The sequence below is a fragment of the Nitratidesulfovibrio sp. SRB-5 genome (assembly GCF_019931275.1).
Lineage (GTDB): Bacteria > Desulfobacterota > Desulfovibrionia > Desulfovibrionales > Desulfovibrionaceae > Cupidesulfovibrio.
In genome coordinates this window covers 773,799-793,818 of the sequence record NZ_JAIOTY010000001.1, presented here as the reverse complement: position 1 = coordinate 793,818, position 20,020 = coordinate 773,799, and the positions used below count along the sequence as shown (strand labels likewise).

Here is a 20,020-nt window from a genome sequence, read left to right as displayed (position 1 = left end):
AAAATCCTAGCGGATGACGCCAAGCCCCTTCAACATCTGCACAAACAGTTGACGGTCGATGGGCTTGGGCACGTACGACGTGGCCCCGCCCTTGTAGTAGGCCTCCACCACGTTGCGCGGGTCGTCGAGAGCGGTGGTCATGACCACGGGCACCTCGTCGGCGGGGGCCACCCCGCGCTCGCGCTCCATGGCGCGGATGCGCCGCAGGGCCTCCTGTCCATCCATTTCGGGCAGCATGATGTCCAGACAGACAAGGTCGTACGGCTGCTGCGCGTTCAACGCGGTCGCGAATGCCTCCACCGCCTCGACACCGCTGACGGCTATGTCGCAGGCCCCGTAAGGCGACAGGATGGTTTGCAGGTACTTGCGGCTGGTAAAGTCGTCCTCGACGATGAGCACGCGCATGGAAGGCCTCCGGACCGGTTCTGACGCTGGCCGGTGCGCCGTGAAGGCCGCGCCGGTGGCGTTCTGGCAATCATAAGGCTTCGCCCGTGGAATGCAAGTCGTCATGCGGCAACCAATCACGCGCCCTACCCACTGCATGGACTACGTAATGCCTCTTTGCCGCACGGTTGCGCCAATCTGCGGATGCGGCAACGCCCGGCCCCGGCACAAGCCGGAGCCGGGCGGATAGTACGGCGCGCAGTCGGCTGGCGTGCCAGCCGCACACTATTTTGCGGGCTTGAAGGCGTCGAAGCGTGTCCAGAGCACCGCGCCGATTTCCACGTCCTTCATGGCGCCGTCGGGCCCCTTGACCTGCTCGGGCGCGGTGGTCAGCGCGGCAAAGCCCCACCAGCCGGGCAGCGGGCAGGCCACAGTGAACACGCCGTTGGCGTCGGTCTTGACCACCTGGGTCACGTGGAACTCGGTGGGCGCGGCATACTTGCCCTGGGCGTTGTAGTATTCCACTTCCACGTCCACGCCGGGGGCGGGCTTGCCGTCCAGCATGGCCACGCCGGTGAACACGCCGCCCGCGTAATTCCCAAAGGGACGGGTAAGGGGAATGATCTCGAACTTCAGCCCCGCCGGGGTGTCCCAGCCGTCCTCGTTGCCGAAGGCGGGCACCACCACCTTGGTCAGGTGCTGGATGTAGCAGTCTTCTTCCGGTTCCCAGTACAGCTTGGGCTCCATGGTGAACATGTACACGCCGGGCCTGGGAAAGGTGAAATCGGTCTTCCAGGCGGCCTTGCCCATGACCTTGGTTTCCTTCAGCGAGGCCAGCAGGTCGGTGCGCTCGGTCTTGCCGCCGTCCACCCGCACCACGCCGAAGGCCTGGGGACGTTCCATGTTCATGCCGTGCCCCTCGAAAGGATGGGAGAACGACAGGGTGACTGTGGTGGAACGCTTGGCGGCGGTGGCCACCGGGGCGTCGGGAATGATCATGCCGAAGTGGGCAAGGGCCGGGGCCGCGGTGACGAGCACCAGCGCCAGCGCGCCGGCAAGCCTGCGAAGCTGCATGGAATACTCCTTTCCTGTTGATATGCGTACGCGGATACGAAGCATGAAATATGAAATGCTTCGTTACACGAAACAGAATGTCGTGTCACCATCAAAAGCGCACAAAGGCCGGGGGGCTGGCCGCCCGGCCTGCACACCCGCCCCCCCCGTGCCGGAGATGTGGTCCGGATGCGTCAGGGAATCAGGCGAAACCGCCGTTCACCCGCACCACCTGGGCGTTGACCCAGCCGCCTTCCGGCCCGGCCAGAAAGGACACCACGCCGGCGATCTCTTCCGGCGTGCCCAGCCGCTCCAACGGGGCCAGCTTGCCGATGGCGGCGATCTGCTCTTCGGTCTTGCCGTTCAGGAACAGGTCCGTGGCCACCGGGCCGGGCGCCACGGCATTGACGGTGATGGACCGCCCCCGCAGTTCGTTGGCCAGCACCCGCACCAGCCCTTCCACCCCCGCCTTGCTGGCGATGTACGGTCCGTAGCCGGGAAAGGACTTGGCGATGACGCTGGTGGACAGGGCGATGATGCGCCCGCCCGCCGTCAGCGCGTTGGCCGCCCGGGACAGCACGTTGAAGGTGCCTGTCAGATTGGTGCGCAGCACCTTTTCGAAGGCGGCGGTGTCGCCCCCGGCAATGGGCAGCATGGGCATGATGCCCGCGCTGTTCACCACCACGCCCACCTGGCCGAAGGCATCGTGCGCGGCGGCGAACAGGCCCTCCACGTCGCCCGTTTCGCCCACGTCGCCGGGCACGGCCACGGCCTGCCCGCCCGTCCTGGCGATGGCGTCCACCACCTCGAGGGCGGCGGGGGCGTTGCTGGCGTAGTTGACCACCACGCAGAATCCGTCCTGCGCCAGACGCAGGGCGATGGCTCGGCCTATGCCGCGCGACCCGCCGGTGACGATGGCGTTTCTGGCTGTCGTTTCCATTGTGTGCTCCTTGCGCTTGCCGCGCACGGGCGGGGCCGGTGCGCGGGCATGGGTACCCGTGGAAGGAACGGCAGGAAAAGGCGGGAAGAAGGCGACCGGCGGCGACTATCCGCGCCGAGCGGCGTGTGCGGGATGGGCGGGCGTACGCGCCGCCACGGCGCAGTCCACGGCCACGGCACCGGCCCGCAACAGGCAGTCCACGGCGCGGGCCAGCGTGGTGCCGGTGGTGCAGATGTCGTCCACCAGCAGGATGCGCCTGCCGCGCACGTCCGGATGCGCGGCGAAGGCCCCGCGCAGGTTGCGGCGGCGTTCCTGGCGTGAAAGCCCGGTCTGCGGGCGGGTGGGCACCACGCGGGCCAGCCAGCCGGGGCGCAGCGGCGCGCCCAGAGCGGCGGCGGGCAGCCGGGCAAGCTCCAGGCACTGGTTGCAGCCCCTGCGGCGCAGGCGTTCCGGATGCAGCGGCACCGGCACCACCCCGTCGGGCCGGGGCAGGCCGTGGCAGGCCGTGGCCAGCAAGCCGCCCAGCACGCGCGCGGCGGCATGGTCCTCGGCAAATTTCACGCGCAGCACCAGATGGCGCAGGGTGCCTTCGTACAGGCCGTGCATGCGAAAGGCGGCCCAGGGCGGCGGGGACGTCAGGCAATGGCCGCAGGGGGAATCCGGCAGGGTGGCGAGGGCGTGCGGCGCGCCGCAGCGCGGGCAGATGCCGCCCCGGCGCGGCGCAAGGGCCACGGTGCAGGCCGGGCACAGTGGCGGGGCATGGGAAGGGGATGCCGCCGGGGCGGACGATGCGGTGGATTGCCCGCCGCACGGCGCAGCGCAAGGCGTTGCGGCATGCCCTTCACACGGCCTGCCGCAGGCGGCGCAGCGCACTTCCGCCAGACCGCAGGCGCGCGCCCACGCCGCAAGGCGTGCTCGCAGGGAATGCACCGGCTACAGGTTCACGGCCATGGCCTGACCGTCGAACATGGCCCGCGCGGCGTTGCCGCCGTATTCCAGCACCCGCGCGCAGGTTGCCGGATCATTGGCGATGTCGTCCGGACCATCATAGCCCGCCAGCAGCAGCGGCTCGGCCAGGGTGATGTTGAACGCCGCCAGGAAGTAGCGCAACGTCAGCAGGCTGCCGTCAAAGATGTGTTCGCCCTTCTTGCGCCCGGCCACCAGGGCCACCCAGGCCGTGCGGCGCGGCAGGGACAGCAGCAGGGGGTCGCCCGCCTCGCGCCGCAGCCAGTACGACTGCCCCCGGTCGATGAACGCCTTGAACATGGCGGGCAGGTGGTAGAAGAACACCGGCGCGGCAAAGAACAGCGCGGGGGCCTCGTGCAGCATGGAGAACAGCGGCGCGCTGCGGTCGGTGCCCTCCAGGAAGCACCAGCCGTTGGGATCGTGCTGGCAGCGGTAGCAGGACACGCAGGGGCGCACCTCGTACTGGCGCATCAGCGTGACCTCTATGTTGCCGCCAGCCTCGGCGAATCCGCGCGCGAACAGGGCGGCCAGCTTGTCGCTGTTGCCGTTGGCGCGCGGGCTGCATGACAACGCCCGGGCAGGAATGATGCTTGCGTTCATGGCTACTCCTTGCCGTGCCCCCCGGTGTGGCGCCCCCCACCGGCATCGTTTGGCTCCGTCGGCCCGCCGGGCCTGTCAGGTCCGTCGGGCTCATCAGGCCCATCAGGCCCATCAGGCACGTTCGGCTTCAGGCCCGTCAGGCACAGCCGGCACGCCCGACACACCCGGCACACCCGGCACGCCCGGCACACCCGGCACGCCCGACACACCCGGCACGTCCGTCCCGTGCTACCGTGCATCGTGAACGCCCGGCGTGCCCCGCCGGAAGCGGATCTCCGCATGGTCCTCGTGCCGGGTGACGTCGGCCACCCAGCCGGAAACCGTATGCAGCGCACCCAGCGCCGCGTCCACGGATCCGTGGCCCACCAGAAACACCAGGGCCGCATCCGGCTTGAAACGGAGGTACCAACCTACCTCCATGCCCACCCCTCAGCAGGTGGCGCGCAAATCTACGAGCAGCGGTTCCGACATGTCCATGGGCTCCGCATATAACAGCCTGTGCGTAAAGGCTACAGGGAAAATTCCGTGAAGTACGGGTTGTTCAATTTTTCGGAACCCACGGTGGTTTCCGGCCCGTGACCGGGGTAGACCACGGTGTCGTCGGGCAGGGTGAAAATCTTCTGCACCACCGAGCGGCGCAGGGCGTCCAGGTCGCCGCCGGGAAAGTCCGTGCGACCGATGGACCGATGGAACAGCAGGTCGCCCACGATCACCGCGCCCACCTGCGGAAAGTGGAACGACAGGCTGCCCGGTGTATGGCCCGGCGTGGTCAGGGCGCGACAGGCGATGGCGCCCAGGTCCAGATCGCCTTCCTCCACCGGCTGGTAGCTGAACGGCGTCACGCGCGGAAAGCCGAAGGCCCCGCCCCTGCCCAGTTCCGTCTCCATCAGGAAGGCGTCGGCCGCGCTCGCCAGCACCGGCGCGCCGGAGGCTTCCACCAGGGCCGCCACGCCGTAGATGTGGTCGAAGTGCAGGTGGGTGATCAGGATGTGCGTGAGCGCAAGCCCGTTCTTTTCCGCGTACTGGAGCATGGGGCGCGGCGTGCCGCCCGGGTCCACGGCCACGGCGGCCCCGTTCAGGTGCACGAGGTAGCCGTTGGTCTCCAGCGGCCCCATGGGAAAGGTGGAAATACGCGGCCTTACAGAACTCACAGGGCCTCCAGCAGCAGATTTTCAAGGGGGACGCGGTCGGACGAGCCGCGCTGGGCAGGGCGCCCGGCCGCGATGAGGGCCATGAATTCATACCGTCCGGCGGGCAGGCCCAGGGCCTGCTCCACCTGCTCCGCCTGGTTGACGATCTCGCCCAGCCACACCGCGCCAAGGCCCAGGGCATGGGCGGCCAGCAGCAGGTTCTGGATGCAGGCGCCCGCGCCCTGATGGTCCTTCATGGGGTGGTAGCAGGTCTCGCGGTCGAGGAACACGGCCACCAGCACCCCGGCGTCGCGCACGATGCGGGCGTATTTGGTGCAGCCCGCCAGCGCCTCCTGACGGGGGTCGCCGGGTTGCACCACCAGAAAGCGCCACGGCTGGTTGTTCAGGCCGCTGGGAGCCCAGCGGGCCGCGTCCAGCATGGCCACGATCTCGTCGCGGGTGACCGGCTCTCCGGTGAAGCGACGGATGCTGCGCCGCTGGTGCAGGGCGTCGAGCACGACGCGGGATGCATCGGAAACATTAGGGTCTGTCATGAGGGTATCGGGGGGGGGATTTGGGGTGTATTCCGGGTGCGTTCCGGGTATGTTCCGGGCAACTGCGTTTGGAGTTCCGCCCGGAATGCGGAATCCGGACACGGCGGGCGGGACACGCCAGACTGGCCTGACCTGTCTGGCCTGACCAGACGATCAGAACCATAGCCCAAGCCACCAGACGGTTCAACCTTTCCCCGGTGCGCCGGGCTGCGACGACCCGTCTCCGACCTGGGCGCAACGCGCCGCGCGCAATGCCGCACGCCTTTCCAACGGTGCGGAAAAACGGTATAAGCCATACCCATGAAGCAGCCCACAGCACCCGGCGCCGCCGCGTCCGACAGTTCCCGGCCTTCCGTGCCTGCCGACCCCGCCTGTCCGCCTGCACGGCCTGTAAATCCGACCCTGCCAATGTGGCAGGTTCCACTTACCCGGCGCGACCTGATCGCCTTCGAACACCGTCTGCGCGATGCCATGGCCCGCGTGCTGCCCTTCAAGGCGTACAGCCTGTATTTTCCCCGTGCCGCCAGCGGCCCGGAACCGCTGTGGCTGCCGCAGGAGCGCAAGCTGCTGGTGCCCCTGATGCATCAGGGCCAGCAGTTGGGCGTGTTCGTGGCGCGCGGCGTGCCCGCGCGCACGGCGCGCGCGCTGTCGCCGGTGCTGCCGGGCCTGGCCGGGCTGTGCCTGGAAAACCTGCAACTGTACAAGGCCAGCCTGACCGACCCGGTGACGGGGTTGGCCACCCGCCAGCACCTGCTGGACGCCATAGCGCGCGAGGTGGACTGCATCCGTGACTGCTTTTCCACCGCGTCGGAGGGCAAGTGCGACCTGGCCGCCGGGCACCGGGCCAGCATGGGCGTCATCGCCGTGCGCCTGGGCAGCCTGCGCGAGGTGGCACGCGACCACGGCTACGTCTTTGCCGACCGGCTCATCGCCGCGCTGGCCGAGGAACTGCGCCGCGCCGCGCCGGAACAGGCCCTGGCCGCCCGCACCGGCGACTTCGAATTCGCCCTGTTCGTGCCCGCGGGCACGTCCGGCGGCTGCCGCAAGCTGGCCGTGGACATGGTGCGCCGCCTGCGCGGGGTGACCATCACCTGCGGGCTCACCGACGAGCCGGTGGGGGTGGCCGTTTCCGCCGGATTCGCCGTCTACCCGCAGGACATGGAAGGCGCGGCCTTTGCCCGCGACCATGGCGAGCAGGCCCGGGTGCTGCTGCGCAAGGCCCGCCTGGCCGCCGCCGTGGCCGTGGAGGCCGCCGCCCCGTCTGGCCTGTCCGTCCCGTCCGCCGGGGAGGGTGACGGCAAGGGGGGCGATGCCGCCCCCGGCGTGCCGGTGATGGGCTTTTCGCGCATTCTCGCCGAAGGGGGCCGGGTGCTGGAAACCCTGCCCCTGTCGCGGGTGGTACTGAGCCTTGGCGGCAACATGAACGCCCGCGAAGGGCAGCGCTTTTCCGTGTGGTCGGTGGCCTACCCCGTGCGCGGCGGCTCGCAGGAGCCGCGCCAGCCCCTGTACAAGGGCGAGGTGGTGCTGATGGAGGTGCGCGACAACACCTCGCTGGCCGAAATCATGCACGTGGGTGACCCCACCTGGCCGGTGGAACCCGGTGACCGGCTGACCCTGCTGCCCGAGGAAAAGGGCGTCACCGTGCGCGACGGCGGCGGAGAGGCTCCACGCACGGACCCCCTGACCGGGCTGTTCCGCCACGGCGACTTCCTTGCCCGCTGGAGCGCTGAGCGCGAACGCTGCGATGCCTTCGCCCTGGCGCTGATCCGCCTGTCTGACGAAGGCCGCGAGCCGGAAGGACGCGCCGCGCACCCCGAACAGCTCATGGCAGAGGCCGCCCAACTGTGCCGCGACCTGCTGGGTCCGCAGGCCCTGGGTGGGCGCTACGGCCTGAACAGCCTGATATTCTTCCATCCCGGCATGACGGCCGATGGAACGGAGGGGGCGCAAGGGGCGCGGGAAACCTACGCCGCCCTGTGCGACGAACTGGAACGCCGCCTGCGCATCGGGGCCGCCGTGGGGGTGGCCTGCCACCCGTACCTCAGCTACCGCAAGGCCGACGCGCTGGAAAACTGCCTGAAGGCCCTGGAATACGCCATGCTGCTGCCCGCGCCACGCGTGGGGGTGCTGGATTCGCTGGCCCTGAACATCAGCGCGGACAAGCGCTACAGCCTGGGCGACACCTTCGGGGCCATCGAGGAATACAAGCTGGCCCTGCTGGCGGACGAAGGCAACACCATGGCCTGGAACTCGCTGGGGGTGTGCATGGCCGGGCTGGGGCGGCATTCCGAGGCGCGGCGCCACTTCGGCGAGGCGCTGACGCGCAAGCCCGGCGACCCCATGGCCCTGTACAACCTGGGCACGGTGTGCCAGTCCGAGGGCGAAGCCACGGAGGCGCGCGACTGCTTCCGCAAGTGCCTGCGCAACGCGCCGGGGCACGTCTACGCCCTTATCCGCCTGGGGCAACTGGCCGAAGGCGAGAAGCGCTTCGCCCAGGCCCGGCAGTACTACACCAAGGCCGCGAAGCTGGACGGCGGCGCGGCGCTGACCTGCCGCCACCTGGCCCGGCTGTGCATGCGTCAGGGCCGCCCGGACGAGGCCCGCGAACACCTGCACGAGGCGCTGCTGCACAACCCGCAGGACGCCATTGCCTTGCAGCTCATGGCCCGGCTGTACCTGGACGGCGGCGAGGATCCGGAAATCGCGGAAGTAATGGCCCGGCAAAGCGTGGCCCTGCGGCCCGACCTGAAGCAGGGCTGGCTGGAACTGGCCCGCGCCCTGCAAGTGCGTGGCCGCGACCATGACGCCCGCGAGGCCCTGCTGCGCGCCGGGGAACGCTGAGCGACAGCGTTCTGCCGCATCGGAGGCGGACTGCATCGGGGCCGCATCAGGCAGAGCCGCATCGGGAAGCCACCGCAGTTCGCATCAAGACGGGGGCAGGTCGGGGCAGATCAAGGCAGATCGAGGCCAGTCAAGGCTGGTCGAGGCAGGAAATGCCGCCCGGCGTGCTTGAAGCATGGCGTGCGTCGGCGTGCCTGCCCATGACGCCCGGCGGGGCGGAAACCCGCCCGCCCCCGCCATGGCCGCGCGTTCGGCGAAGCGGCAGGCACTTTCGCCACGCGGCGGCCTGCGCCACTGCGTGCCTCTTGCGTCCTGACAATTGATTGGGTACTCTTTCAAGGTGAGGAACCCGATGCCCGGAACGCCACGGACGTTCCCCCTGCCTCACCGCAACCGCAACGGCCCAGGTGGCCGAGCGTGGCCGCAGCCCGTCCCCCCCCTTACCCCGCCGGGCCCCGACCGGCTCCCCCCGACCTGCCACATGGACCCTGTCCCCCCATTACCAGAGCCGCTCGCGCGGCACATCGCCTGGAACGGTCTGAGCCTGACCGTTCCGCCCGACTGGCAGCCCCACGACGTGGAGCACCATTTCCTGGCGCTGGCCCGGCACGGTCGCACCACCCTGGAATGCGCCTGGCAGCCCGACCCCGCAGAATTTTCCATCCCGCGCCGCCGTGCGGCCCTGGAGCGCCAGAACCGCCGCCTGCCCGGCTTCACCGCCGATCCGCGCCGGGTGCCCGCCCGCTGGGCGCAGGTGCTGGCCGCGCTGCGTCCCCGGCTGACCTATGTGCCGTTTGCCTGGCACGGAGGCTGCGGCGCGCTGTGCCACGATGGCGTGGCCCGCTGTAACGTCGAGGTACGCTTTCCGGCAGGGCCGCCGACTGCTCCGCAGGTTCACGGCACCCCCGGCACCGCCGATGCCCCTGATCCTCCCGACTTCACCAATACCAGCGACAGCCGGGGCGTCAGGCAAGCCAACGGACACGGCGCGGCGCCCGCCATTACCCGGCTGCACGCCCCGCAACCCGACGAGGCAGCCCTGCTGGAAGCCGCGTCCGTGCTGACCACCCTGCGCCTGCACCCCCGGCACGAGGCCGTGCCCTTCAGGTTGCACGATCTGGAGCTTTCCGCGCCCGCAGGGTTTACCCTGCGCGACTTCACCTTTCGGCCAGGGCTCTGCGCCGTGCACTTTCGCCGGGGGGCGGACACCCTGTCCGTGGAGCGGCTTTCACCCGCCAACGTGGTGTTGCAAGGGCTGCCCCTGCGCCACTGGGCCGCCCGCCGCGCGGGGCTGGATACCCGCGAGGTGCATGCGCGCGCCCCTCACTGCCAACCGCCCCACGCCCGCGAATCGGCCTTCTGGCAGCGCACGGCCCGCAGGTCGTTGCTGGGCACTCTGCCGGTATTGCGCGGCCTGTCGCGCGGCGCCATCCACGAGGACGGCGCGGCATGGCTTGTCGGTGACGAAAACAAGCTGGTGACCGTCTGCCTGTGCAGCACCGCAGGCCCGACTCCGGACACCCTGGCCGCCCTGTGCGCCAGCCTGCGTGTCATCGAAACGGACTGACGCACCCACTGTCCGGCACCCCGTCCGCGACCACCTGGCAACAGGTTCCCCATTCAGGCATGCGCAAAGATGCTGCGGCGGCGGACAGGGGTACTTCCCTGCCCGCCGCCGCAGTATGCCGCCGCACCATGTGCACAGCTCCCGCCATCCTTGCGCCTTGCGCGCCCGATCCGGTCCGCATCGGCATGGCGTGCATCAGCATGGCGAGCACCAGCCAAGGGCGCACCATTCCGGCCGCGAATTGCCCGCGTCAGAACCTAGTAGACCTTGCGCGTGGAAAATCCCGTTCCCAGCACATTGAAGGTGTTCTCCACGATCATGAACGCGTTGGGGTCGTGCCGGAACACCGTTTCCTCCAGGCGCTTCAGCTGGTAGTTCTGCACCACGGTCATCAGAACCTGCTTGTCCCGCCCGGTAAAGGCCCCCTTGCCTTGCAGGAATGTAGCCCCCCGATGCAGGTGCTGCAATATCTCCGCAGCGATGCATTCCGAGCATTCCGAGATGATGAACACCATCTTGCGCTGGTTGAACAGTGAATGCACATAGTCCATCACCTGCGAATAGGTATACACCAGAATGACGGAATAGAGCACCATGTCCACGTCCAGCGTGGCCAGACCAACCATGAACAGCACGAAATTGTAGAGAAAGCTCACCTGCCCCACGCGCATGCTCCAGCGCTGGTGCAGTATGATGGCGATGATGGTCATGCCGCCTTCGCTGCCCAACGAACGCAACACGATGCCCAGCCCCGCGCCGCACACGGTGCCCGCGGCCACCGCCGCCAGCAGGGGATTGGCAATATGCGCCTGCCAGGTGATGAACTGGGCCGCAAGGGTGGTCACCGCCGTGCCGTACAGGCTGTACAGGAAGAAGCGGCGACTGACGAACAGCCAGCCCAGCACGAAAATGGGCAGGTTGAGCAGCAGGTACCACAAGGCGGGCGACAGCACACCCGTGGCGTAGTATATGTAGATGCCCGTGCCGAAGATGCCGCCGGAGATGAACCCGTGCGGCACGGCGATGGCGTTCATGCCCAGCGAGAACAGCGTGCCCCCGATGGTCAGCAGCGCCAGGTTCCACCACACGGTCATGCTTACGTTGCGCAATTCCCTTTCGAACATGTGCTTCCCCTGTGTTGCCCGCCAGCACCATGGCGGAACGTGTCCCTGCCGACCATGAGGCCGCGCGGGTGCCCCTTGTACCACCTGCCTGCCCGACCGGACAGCCCTGCCTGACGGCCATGCGCATCGGCCAGGTCCCCCGCAGGATTCCACGCGGTTCTTCGGCCCGGACACCCGCCTGAAGGTTGTGCTCCGCCCGGAAACAGGTATAGAATGGTTCCAACAGGATACCTAGTCCATCAACGCGCACCATCCGCCACGCAGGAGGATTAACCCCATGCTCATTCGCGAATGGATGACCAAGGATGTCATCACCGTCACGCCCGATACGTCAATGATGAAGGCCTCCAAGATCCTCAAGGAAAACCGCATCCGCCGCCTGCCCGTGGTGGACGCCGAAGGGCGCCTGATCGGCATCGTCTCCGACCGGGACATCAAGGAAGCCTCCCCCTCCAAGGCCACCACGCTCGACATGCACGAGTTGTACTATCTGCTTTCCGAAATCAAGGTCAAAGACATCATGACGCGTGACCCGTTCACAGTGCGCGCCGACGACACGGTGGAAACCGTGGCCCTGAACATGATCGAAAAGCGCATCGGCGGCCTGCCCGTCATTGACGACGCGGGCAAACTGGTGGGCATCATTTCTGACAGCGACGTGTTCAAGGTGCTCATCACCATCACCGGGGTGCGCCACGGCGGTGTGCAGTTCGCCTTCGAACTGGAAAACACACCCGGCACGCTCAAGCCCATCGTGGACACCCTGCGTGAACACAATGCACGCATCATCTCCATCCTCACCTCCATGGACGATTCCAGCGGTCCCACGCGCCGGGTGTACATCCGCATCCTGCCCATGGACCGCGCCGAGGAAAACCGCATCATCGAAGCAGTCAAGAGCCGCTTCTCGCTGATGTACTGGGCGCGTGACAACGTGCACCCGGGCTAGCAAGCAAACCGGGGGACCACGCAACCCGCCGCCCCCTCCTTCTTCCCGTCTCTTGAACCGCACACGGCCCGCACCAGAAGAGGTGCGGGCCGTTTTCGTGCCGGTTGCCCGGAACGTGCCCATCCTTTGAACCAAAAAAAAACCGGGGGCCTTGCGGCCCCCGGCGGGGTGTGCGGTTTCAGGCTGCGTAAGGCTTAGAAGTCGTAGATGAAGTTGAAGACCAGCTTCTTGGCGTCGGACAGGTCGGGGTCGCCCCAGACGTTGTCATCAAGATCGGCGCGAATCCAGCCCATTTCCACGACCATCTTCAGGTTGTCGTAGATCTGGTAGGTGGAGTCGAAGTTCACTTCGATGGCGTGATCCTTTTCGGTCAGGAAGATGCCGTTGGAAGTGTCGCCAATCAGGTCACCGGCGAGGCCGTTCTTCTTCACGACATCGCTGTCGTTGGTACCGGTGATGTACACCACGCGGAACACATGGGACAGGTTTTCGATGAAGGAGATGTCAGCCAGCTGCACGCCAATGGCCCAGCTGCCCACGCCGTTGGAGGTGCCGCCAAGGTTGCTGTCCATGCGGTACACGGAACCGGGGAAGCCGAAGCTGGTCGGGGCCCAGGCAGTGGGGGAGATGGAAGGCATGCGCTCGGAACCGTCGCTCATGTCGTCGTCTTCACCGGTGCCGTACCAGGCAACCAGGCCGGGGGTGACCATATCGAGCTTGTATGCGGCCAAAGCGGACACCAGCCAGCCGGAACGGGTGGCGTAGTCTTCGTTGGCATCCTTGGAACCGTAGGTGAAGTCAGCCTTCAGCGAGAAGGGAGCGAAGGCGCTCATTTCGAACGCCACGCCGCCCCACCAGGCGTCGTACGCCTTGGTGTCGTCGCCGGTCAGACCGCCGACGTACTGGCCAAGGCTCTGCATACCACCGGCAACGTAGTCAGCGGAAGCGCCAACGCTGAGATCGGCATCGCTACCCACGGAAGCATACACGCCGTAGGGGGTGATCTTGTAACCGTCGAGGGTCACGGGAACGGCAAGGGCGAACACGTCCACTTCGTCGAAGCGGTTGTGGCCGTTGGCTTCCGTCTCGTTGGCGCCACCTTCGTAAGGACGCGCCCAGAGGGCGGTCACGCCGAGCATGTCATTGATGGCGTAGGACAGGGTAAGGGCCGCGCCGTCTTCGCCGCTCAGGATGGGCGAAGCGCCAAAGGTGGCGCCGGGCAGGTCAAGACCCTGGATACCCATACGGACCTTCAGGTCGGTATTGGGCACGATCCAGTCGATGTACGAACGACGCACTTCGACAATGGTCTGGTCGGCACCAAGGGCGCCGCCTTCAGCTGCACGGCCCCACACGGTGTTGCCGATTTCGAAGAACACGACGCCCTTGAGAGCTTCGCTGGCGATCACGTCGATCTGAGTGCGGAAGCGCTGGCTGGCGGAGAAGTCGTCCTGGCCGTCAGAGCCGTTGTCACCGCTTTTGGAGAAGCCCAGCGAATCGGTCCACGCGAAATCGAAGGCCCACTGGCCCTTGGCCTTGATGTCGGCGGCCTGGGCAGCCGAGAAGGCGCCCAGCACCAGCGCGAAGGCCAGCATCAGGGTAGCAAAACGTTTCATGGAGTTTCCTTCCTTCTTTGCTGTTGGGGTTGCCTGAAACCACCCACGCAAACTATCCGAAGTTTAAAATTTTGGCAACAATCGCGTGTCAGACGCATTATCCATACCACATCCGCCATCACACGCATGACAAAAATGCAAACATGGCCTAAAGAAGCACATCAACAATTTTTACGACCATCCCCGCCCCGCATCACGGCACCGCGCCCACCGTGGTGAACCCGCGTGGGCTCAAGCACCCCCCAAAAAAAGGAGGGGGGAGGCTTGCAGCCTCCCCCCTCCGGGGTGCGTCAGGAACGTCTTTTGCTTAGAAGCTGTACTTCAGGTTGAAGCCCAGCTTCCAGGCGTCGGAGGTCTGGTCGTTGGTCCACTCGTCGCTCAGGTCGACCTTGATGTAACCCATTTCGACGATCAGATCCAGGTTTTCGTAGATCTTGTAGAAATGATCAAGGTTCACTTCCCAGGCGCTGTCCTTCTCGGTCAGGTAGATGCCATTGCCCGACACGTTGAAGGAGGCAACATTGGCCATATCCTTGTCGTTGGTACCTTCCATGTACACCACGCGCAGGGTGTGCTTCAGGTTTTCAACGAAGGAGATGTTAGCCAACTGCACACCAACGCCCCACAGACCGGTGCCGCTGACGGAGACGTTCGAGTCGTTGCCGATGGGCGCGCCGACCTTGTCGAAGCCGAACGAAGTCGGACCGAAGTCGGGCTGGATGTAGGGCATGCGCTCGGAACCGTTGTCACGGTCGTCGTCATCGCCGGAAGCGTACCAGGCGAAGAGGCCGGGGGTCATCATGTCCATCTTGTAGTCGACGGCGCCGATGACCAGCCAGCCGGAGCGGTCCATGTCAAGAGTGCCGATTTCGTCGCCTTCCAGATTGCCGTACATGGCGTCAAGCTTGAACGACAGGGGCGAGAACATGGACACTTCGAAGGAGGAACCAGCCCACCACATGGTGGTGTCCTTGCCGAACAGCTTGCCGGACGAAGGGGCGCCGATGGGACGCAGGCCGTGGGCACCCTGGGTGGACACGGAACCAGCGGTGGACACGTCTTCACCGATGGAGCCGTACATGGCCCACGGGGTCACCTTCACGCCGTCGAAGCTCAGGGGCAGCAGGACGCCGAAGAGGTCCATTTCGTCGTAGCTGTTGTGGCCGTTGCTTTCGGTGTCGTTGCTTTCAAACGGACGAGCCCAGAAAGCGGTGGCGGAAACCATGTCATTGAACTTGTACGACAGGGTAAGGGCGGCCACGTCGTCATCAAGGACCGGGGAACCGGCCACGACGCCAGGCAGGGCCAGACCCTGGATGCCCATGCGGACCATCAGGTCGGTGTTGGGCACGGTCCAGTCGATGTACGAACGCTTCACTTCAACGGAGAGACCGTCAGCACCAAGGGCGCCGCCGTCACGGTTGTTGTCGCCAGCGCGACCCCACACGGTTTCGCCGATTTCGAAGAACACCACGCCGCGCAGGTTTTCGCTGGCGATGATGTCGATCTGGGTGCGGAAACGCTGGCGGGCGTCGAAGTCGTCTTCGCCAGCGTCGGTGGCAGAGTCGTCGCCATCACGGAAGTTGGTGTTGTCCAGCCACTGGAACGCGAAATCCCACTGGCCTTTCACCTTGATGTCGGCGGCCGAGGCGCCGGCGACGGAGCCGAGCACCAGCATGGCGGCGAGCATCAGAGTAACGATGCGCTTCATTGTTTTCCCTTCCTTCCTTTGCGGTTCAAGTGCGATGTTCCTGACGCGGGAACACAAGGTTCGGAGTGCAAATTACTCCACCCGGAAAACCTTGGCAAGAGCCGGTGTAAAATTTTTTTTACGGTAGAGATTTTTTGTCCGGTTCCGACCTGTACCGCCGCGCGCTCCTGCCAGCCCCCGCCCGCCCTTGACGCATGCGTGCCGATGGGGGAGACCGGAACGCGGCGATGTGCGCCCTACCCCTTGTCCACGCACGCCCCGCCACCCGAGAGTCACGCTTTTGACACATGGCACCGCACCGGCGGGCCGCCCCTTTCCGCATGCAAAAACCCGTAATGTCGAACATTCCCGACACCCCCGGCGTTTACCTGTACAAGGACGCCGCCGGGCGCATCCTGTACGTGGGCAAGGCCAAGCACCTGCGCAAGCGCATTGCCTCCTATTTCCGCGAGGCCGCCGAAGGCGCCCCGCCGCCGCAGACGCCCAAGACGCTGGCCATGCTCCGCCAGGCCCAGCGGCTGGACACCCTCAGCACCACCACCGAAAAGGAGGCGCTGCTGCTGGAGGCCAGCCTGATCAAGAAGCACCGGCCCCGCTACAACATCGTGCTACGCGACGACAAGCAGTACGTGCTCTTTCGCCTGCAAAAGAAGCATCCCTTCCCGCGCCTGGACATCGTGCGCGCCGTGCGCCGCGACGGCGCCCAGTACTACGGCCCGTTCACCTCCGCCGGTGCGGCCCGCGCCACCTGGAAGGCCATCCACCGCGCCTTTCCCCTGCGCCGCTGCACCGACCGCGCGCTGGAAAACCGGGTGCGCCCCTGCCTGTATCATTTCATAGGGCAGTGCCTTGCCCCGTGCGTGTTCGACGTGCCACGCGAGGAGTACGCCGCGCTGGTGCAACGGGTGGAGATGCTGCTCTCGGGCCGCTCCGGCGAACTGGTGGGGCAGTTGCGCACGGAGATGGAAACCGCCTCCGAGGCGCTGGAATTCGAACGGGCCGCAGCACTGCGCGACCAGATCCGCGCCGTGGAGCGCACCGTGGAGCGTCAGGCCGCCGTACTGCCTGGCGGGGGCGACCTGGACGTGGTGGGCATCGTGGACACCGGCGGCGGGCTTGGCCTTGGCGTGCTGTTCGTGCGGCAGGGCGCGGTGCTGGATGGCCGGGCCTTCCTGTGGCCGGGCCTTGGCTTCGAGGAAGCCCCTGAACTGTTGCTGAGCTTCCTGGGGCAGTTCTACGGCCCGCATTCGGCCATACCCGCGCGCATCGTGGTGCCGTGGCTGCCCGTGACGGAAGGCACTGAAGGCAACGAAGGAATGGAAGGGGATGATGCCGCCGGAACCACCCCGGCCACGACTGTGCCGAAGGAACCTGAAGGGCCGACCGAATCGTCCGTATCGGAGGAAGCAGCCGAGCCGGTCTCGCCAGCCGAGCCAGTCACGCCAGTCACGCCAGTCGCGCCAGTCGCGCCAGACATGCCAGACATGCCAGTCATGCCGCAAGGACTGGCCGGACCGGGTTCCGCATCGCCCGCTGCGGCGCAGGGAGTTTTCGCGCCATCATCCGCGCCCATCCCCCCCCAGGCGGTCACGGACATGAGCCTGCGGGCCATAGAGGAAACCCTGGCCGACCTGCGCGGCGGGCCGGTGCGCATAGTGGCGCCCCGCTCGCCCGAAGAGAACCGGTTGGTGGACATGGCCGCCGCCAACGCCCGCGAGCATGCCCGCCGCGAGGCGGAAGCCCCCCTGCCCGACCTGCTGGCCCGCGCCCTGCACCTGTCCGCGCCGGTGCGCCGGGTGGAGGCCGTGGACATTTCGCACACCGGGGGCCGCTCCACCCGCGCGGGCATGGTGGTCTTCGAGGATGGGCGTCCGGTGCGCGACGCCTGGCGCGCCTACGCCCTCGACCGCCCTGCCGACAGTTCCCTCGGCCTGCCCGACACCAGCGCGCCAAACGGTCCATCAGACGGCCCGTCCGATGGTGTGTTCGCCGATCAGCCTGAAGAAGAAATGGCCGGACACGCGGGCGAGGCCTCCGAAACCTCCGCCGAACACACCAGCCAGCCCCCCACCTTCACGGCGGGCGACGACTACGCGGCCCTGGCCGAATGGGCCCGGCGGCGCATCGCTTCCGGCCCGCCGTGGGCGGACCTGGTCCTGATTGATGGTGGTCGGGGCCAGCTTTCCGCCGTGCATAGGGCCGTCCGCGAGGCGGGCGGCGAAGGGCTGTTCGCACTGGCCTCCATCGCCAAGGCCCGCACCGAGGACGGTCGGGCCGACCGCCGCGCGGGCAACGTAGCCGACCGCATCTTCCTGCCGGGCCGGACCAACCCGCTGCCCCTGCGCGACGGCGCGCCGGAACTGCTGTTTCTCCAGCACGTGCGCGATGCCGTGCACGACTTCGCCATCGGGCGGCACCGCCGCGCCCGCGCCGGGGCGGCCCTGACGGGCGAATTGCAACGCGTGGAGGGGGTGGGGCCCAAGACCGCGCGCCTTCTGTGGGACCGCTTCGGCACGCTGGCCGCCATGCGCGCCGCCAGCGAAAAGGAACTGGCCGAGGTGCCGGGCATCGGCCCGCGCCGGGCACGCCAGATCCATCAGCGGTTGAAGGAGATGGACACCTCACGCCGCCGCTGACGGGGAGCCAGCCCTTTCCCCCTGCTGCCGGGGCGCCTGCCGGGCAGACGCCCACAGTCAGACTTTGCCGGACAACCATCCGTATGATGGTTCATCCGGCAGAAGCGTCATCCACCGGCAGTGGAGGGCAGCCTCTCCGGCAACCCGCAGTCGCCGCCGGGCGCGTGGTTTCCCCGTGCGTCCCGCAGGTTCCGCGCCCAGGCCCATTGCCTTGCAGCGCAACTTTGCGCAGTATGGGGCCACCATGGAAACCCCGGCGGATTCCCCGCCGCATCCTTTGGACGCGGGAAGCACATGACACGCCTGCTGCACGACCATGCCGGAACCGGCCTTTGCGCAGTGGCCCCCTCGGGCCGCGTGCTCGGCATGAGCGGGCTGTTCCTGCGCGCTCTGGGGCTTGTGTCGCCCCCGCCCGGCGCCATGCTGCACGACCTGTTGCCCCTGTCCGAAAACTGCCCCCCCTGTGCGGGGTGGCACTGGCTGCTGGACCTTCCACCCGCCCTGCATGACCTGCCCAATCCGCACGACACCGCGGGCAAGGGGCGGACATACGCGGCAGGGGCACGCCCCGCTGACGTGCGGGGGGGCATGCTGGTGCGCACCTTGTCCTCCGCCGAGGTCCGGGCCATACCCGGTTGCCCCGCCCTGCGAGACCCGCGCGACCCTGCCGCCGTGGGCAGCTCCCCCCCTGCGTCCCATGGCCGCGCCGGGGTGCTGCTGCAACTGCGCGCCCCCGACCTTCCAGACTGGCCGGATATTCCAGACCGGCCAGTCCCCACTTCCGGGCCCGGTCTGCCTGACGGGCCCAGTCTGCCTGACGGTCCCGGTCTGCCTGACGGGCCGCCTCCGGCAAGACATCCTGCCCCGGCCTGTCATGGCGGCCCTGCCGGTCAGGACAGCCAGTTCCGCGATACCGCCCCCCCGACGCCCACGCCCCTTCCGGTGCCGGACGCTCACCTGCGCCAGGCGCTGGATGCGCTGTCCGTGGGCCTGGCGCACGACTTCGGCAACGTGGTGGCCTCCATCCTCGGCTTCGCGGAAATCGCCATCTCGCGGCTGCACGCCGCGCCCGTCACGCCGCACGCCGCCGACCCCATGGTGCTGCGCAGCCTCGACAACATCGTGCTGGGCTGCCAACGCGCCCGCGATGTCATTGCGTTTGCCCAGTCCGTTGCCGGACGGATGGACCTGAACGCGGAACCGGTCGACCTGCACGCCCTTGTCACCGCATGGTGCGCGGAACTGGCGGGCGAACTGCCACCCGACGTCCGATGGGCCGTATCCTGCGGCCTGCCTCAGGAACGGCACTCCCCGTCCGGCCCGTCTGGCTCATCTGGCCCGTCCGGTCCATCTGGCCCACCTGGCCCATCTGCCCAGTCCTCACCGGTCGGCACCGGCCAGCCCGGCACTCCCGGGCAGGCTCCCCGCCCCGACCGGCTGCCGCCAGTGCGCGTGGATGCCGCCCGCCTGCGCGAAGCCTTTGCCGAGATATGGCGTAACGCCGCTTGGGCAATTCAGGGCACGAATCAGGACCAGCCGCGCGCCACGCAATCGCCGGTCGGCGCGGGCAGTGCTTCCCCGGCATCGCCGGTTCGCCCTGTTCTCCCTGTGCATCAGGCCCATCCCGTGCCTCCGCCCCCCGACGCCGCCCCCCCCGCCGGGCGCGTCCTGGTGGAAACCACCTTGGCTCCGCCCTCACCCCGCCTTCCCGGCCGTTGGGTGCGCGTGCGCGTGCGCGACACCGGCAAGGGCATGGATGCGGACACCTTGTGCCGCATGCGCGACCCCTATTTTTCCACCAAGGCCCGGCACGAGGGCAAGGGGCGCGGACTGGCCCGCGCCGCGGGCATCGTGCGGGCCCATGGCGGGCGGCTGGACATCACGGCGGGGCCGGGCCTGGGCTGCATGGTGGACATCCTGCTGCCCGTGGCCGACTGAGTCCGCAGGAG

16 protein-coding genes are annotated in these 20,020 nt (G+C 67.6%); 5 read left to right on the top strand and 11 right to left on the bottom strand.

Features of this window, described 5'->3' with window-relative positions; translation table 11 throughout:
* Nucleotides 1-6: 6 nt before the first annotated feature.
* The 8 genes from K6142_RS03085 to K6142_RS03050 all read right to left on the bottom strand — a co-directional run bounded on the left by K6142_RS03085 (nt 7) and on the right by K6142_RS03050 (nt 5,627).
* The gene (locus tag K6142_RS03085) at nt 7-405 is read right to left on the bottom strand and encodes a response regulator (protein ID WP_190245375.1); all 399 of its coding nucleotides are present in this window, start codon (nt 403-405) and stop codon (nt 7-9) included.
* 264 nt (nt 406-669) lie between these two features.
* A complete protein-coding gene (locus K6142_RS03080) occupies nt 670-1,458 on the bottom strand; it encodes a DUF4198 domain-containing protein (protein ID WP_190245376.1) in 789 nt (262 codons plus the stop codon).
* A 181-nt stretch (nt 1,459-1,639) separates the two neighbouring features.
* Entirely contained in the window at nt 1,640-2,377 is a 738-nt protein-coding gene (locus K6142_RS03075) for an SDR family oxidoreductase (RefSeq protein WP_190245377.1), read from the bottom strand.
* 105 nt (nt 2,378-2,482) lie between these two features.
* A complete protein-coding gene (locus K6142_RS03070; protein WP_223380746.1) occupies nt 2,483-3,307 on the bottom strand; it encodes a ComF family protein in 825 nt (274 codons plus the stop codon).
* Between the two features lie 3 nt (nt 3,308-3,310).
* Nucleotides 3,311-3,943, bottom strand: a complete 633-nt coding sequence (locus K6142_RS03065) for a flavodoxin family protein (RefSeq protein WP_015946477.1) — start codon at nt 3,941-3,943, stop codon at nt 3,311-3,313.
* A gap of 228 nt (nt 3,944-4,171) precedes the next feature.
* Nucleotides 4,172-4,363, bottom strand: a complete 192-nt coding sequence (locus K6142_RS03060) for a hypothetical protein (protein WP_190244778.1) — start codon at nt 4,361-4,363, stop codon at nt 4,172-4,174.
* An 89-nt stretch (nt 4,364-4,452) separates the two neighbouring features.
* Nucleotides 4,453-5,058, bottom strand: coding sequence for an MBL fold metallo-hydrolase (locus K6142_RS03055; protein ID WP_190244781.1), 606 nt, complete (start codon nt 5,056-5,058; stop codon nt 4,453-4,455).
* A 32-nt stretch (nt 5,059-5,090) separates the two neighbouring features.
* Nucleotides 5,091-5,627 carry a nitroreductase family protein gene (locus tag K6142_RS03050; protein WP_190244777.1) on the bottom strand — a complete coding sequence of 179 codons (537 nt, stop codon included), beginning with the start codon at nt 5,625-5,627 and terminating at the stop codon, nt 5,091-5,093.
* 408 nt (nt 5,628-6,035) lie between these two features.
* Between K6142_RS03050 and K6142_RS03045 the strand changes: the two genes are divergently transcribed.
* Both K6142_RS03045 and K6142_RS03040 read left to right on the top strand, forming a co-directional pair.
* Entirely contained in the window at nt 6,036-8,468 is a 2,433-nt protein-coding gene (locus tag K6142_RS03045; protein ID WP_190244776.1) for a tetratricopeptide repeat protein, read from the top strand.
* A 481-nt stretch (nt 8,469-8,949) separates the two neighbouring features.
* Entirely contained in the window at nt 8,950-10,035 is a 1,086-nt protein-coding gene (locus K6142_RS03040) for a hypothetical protein (RefSeq protein WP_190244775.1), read from the top strand.
* Between the two features lie 257 nt (nt 10,036-10,292).
* Here the strand turns inward: K6142_RS03040 and K6142_RS03035 are convergent, their stop codons facing one another.
* The gene (locus K6142_RS03035) at nt 10,293-11,159 is read right to left on the bottom strand and encodes a YitT family protein (protein ID WP_015946470.1); all 867 of its coding nucleotides are present in this window, start codon (nt 11,157-11,159) and stop codon (nt 10,293-10,295) included.
* A gap of 277 nt (nt 11,160-11,436) precedes the next feature.
* Between K6142_RS03035 and K6142_RS03030 the strand changes: the two genes are divergently transcribed.
* Nucleotides 11,437-12,108: a CBS domain-containing protein gene (locus K6142_RS03030; protein WP_190244774.1), complete on the top strand. Its 672-nt coding sequence runs from the start codon at nt 11,437-11,439 to the stop codon at nt 12,106-12,108.
* A 194-nt stretch (nt 12,109-12,302) separates the two neighbouring features.
* Here K6142_RS03030 and K6142_RS03025 read toward each other — a convergent pair whose 3' ends face one another.
* Nucleotides 12,303-13,724 carry an outer membrane homotrimeric porin gene (locus tag K6142_RS03025; RefSeq protein WP_190244773.1) on the bottom strand — a complete coding sequence of 474 codons (1,422 nt, stop codon included), beginning with the start codon at nt 13,722-13,724 and terminating at the stop codon, nt 12,303-12,305.
* Nucleotides 13,725-14,031: 307 nt separating this feature from the next.
* Nucleotides 14,032-15,435, bottom strand: a complete 1,404-nt coding sequence (locus tag K6142_RS03020) for an outer membrane homotrimeric porin (protein WP_190244772.1) — start codon at nt 15,433-15,435, stop codon at nt 14,032-14,034.
* 320 nt (nt 15,436-15,755) lie between these two features.
* Between K6142_RS03020 and uvrC the strand changes: the two genes are divergently transcribed.
* Together uvrC and K6142_RS03010 are read left to right on the top strand one after the other, a co-directional pair.
* Entirely contained in the window at nt 15,756-18,071 is a 2,316-nt protein-coding gene (gene uvrC / locus K6142_RS03015) for an excinuclease ABC subunit UvrC (RefSeq protein ID WP_190244771.1), read from the top strand.
* 294 nt (nt 18,072-18,365) lie between these two features.
* The gene (locus tag K6142_RS03010; protein WP_190244770.1) at nt 18,366-20,009 is read left to right on the top strand and encodes a sensor histidine kinase; all 1,644 of its coding nucleotides are present in this window, start codon (nt 18,366-18,368) and stop codon (nt 20,007-20,009) included.
* The last annotated feature ends 11 nt before the right edge of the window (nt 20,010-20,020 follow it).

Bases quoted from the DNA above. Each gene is read 5' to 3' on its own strand.
- K6142_RS03085 (WP_190245375.1), bottom strand. From the start codon at position 405: ATGCGCGTGCTCATCGTCGAGGACGACTTTACCAGCCGCAAGTACCTG.
- K6142_RS03080 (WP_190245376.1), bottom strand. From the start codon at position 1,458: ATGCAGCTTCGCAGGCTTGCCGGCGCGCTGGCGCTGGTGCTCGTCACC.
- K6142_RS03075 (WP_190245377.1), bottom strand. From the start codon at position 2,377: ATGGAAACGACAGCCAGAAACGCCATCGTCACCGGCGGGTCGCGCGGC.
- K6142_RS03065 (WP_015946477.1), bottom strand. From the start codon at position 3,943: ATGAACGCAAGCATCATTCCTGCCCGGGCGTTGTCATGCAGCCCGCGC.
- K6142_RS03060 (WP_190244778.1), bottom strand. From the start codon at position 4,363: ATGGAGGTAGGTTGGTACCTCCGTTTCAAGCCGGATGCGGCCCTGGTG.
- K6142_RS03055 (WP_190244781.1), bottom strand. From the start codon at position 5,058: ATGGGGCCGCTGGAGACCAACGGCTACCTCGTGCACCTGAACGGGGCC.
- K6142_RS03050 (WP_190244777.1), bottom strand. From the start codon at position 5,627: ATGACAGACCCTAATGTTTCCGATGCATCCCGCGTCGTGCTCGACGCC.
- K6142_RS03045 (WP_190244776.1), top strand. From the start codon at position 6,036: ATGTGGCAGGTTCCACTTACCCGGCGCGACCTGATCGCCTTCGAACAC.
- K6142_RS03040 (WP_190244775.1), top strand. From the start codon at position 8,950: ATGGACCCTGTCCCCCCATTACCAGAGCCGCTCGCGCGGCACATCGCC.
- K6142_RS03035 (WP_015946470.1), bottom strand. From the start codon at position 11,159: ATGTTCGAAAGGGAATTGCGCAACGTAAGCATGACCGTGTGGTGGAAC.
- K6142_RS03030 (WP_190244774.1), top strand. From the start codon at position 11,437: ATGCTCATTCGCGAATGGATGACCAAGGATGTCATCACCGTCACGCCC.
- K6142_RS03025 (WP_190244773.1), bottom strand. From the start codon at position 13,724: ATGAAACGTTTTGCTACCCTGATGCTGGCCTTCGCGCTGGTGCTGGGC.
- K6142_RS03020 (WP_190244772.1), bottom strand. From the start codon at position 15,435: ATGAAGCGCATCGTTACTCTGATGCTCGCCGCCATGCTGGTGCTCGGC.
- uvrC (WP_190244771.1), top strand. From the start codon at position 15,756: ATGCAAAAACCCGTAATGTCGAACATTCCCGACACCCCCGGCGTTTAC.
- K6142_RS03010 (WP_190244770.1), top strand. From the start codon at position 18,366: ATGACACGCCTGCTGCACGACCATGCCGGAACCGGCCTTTGCGCAGTG.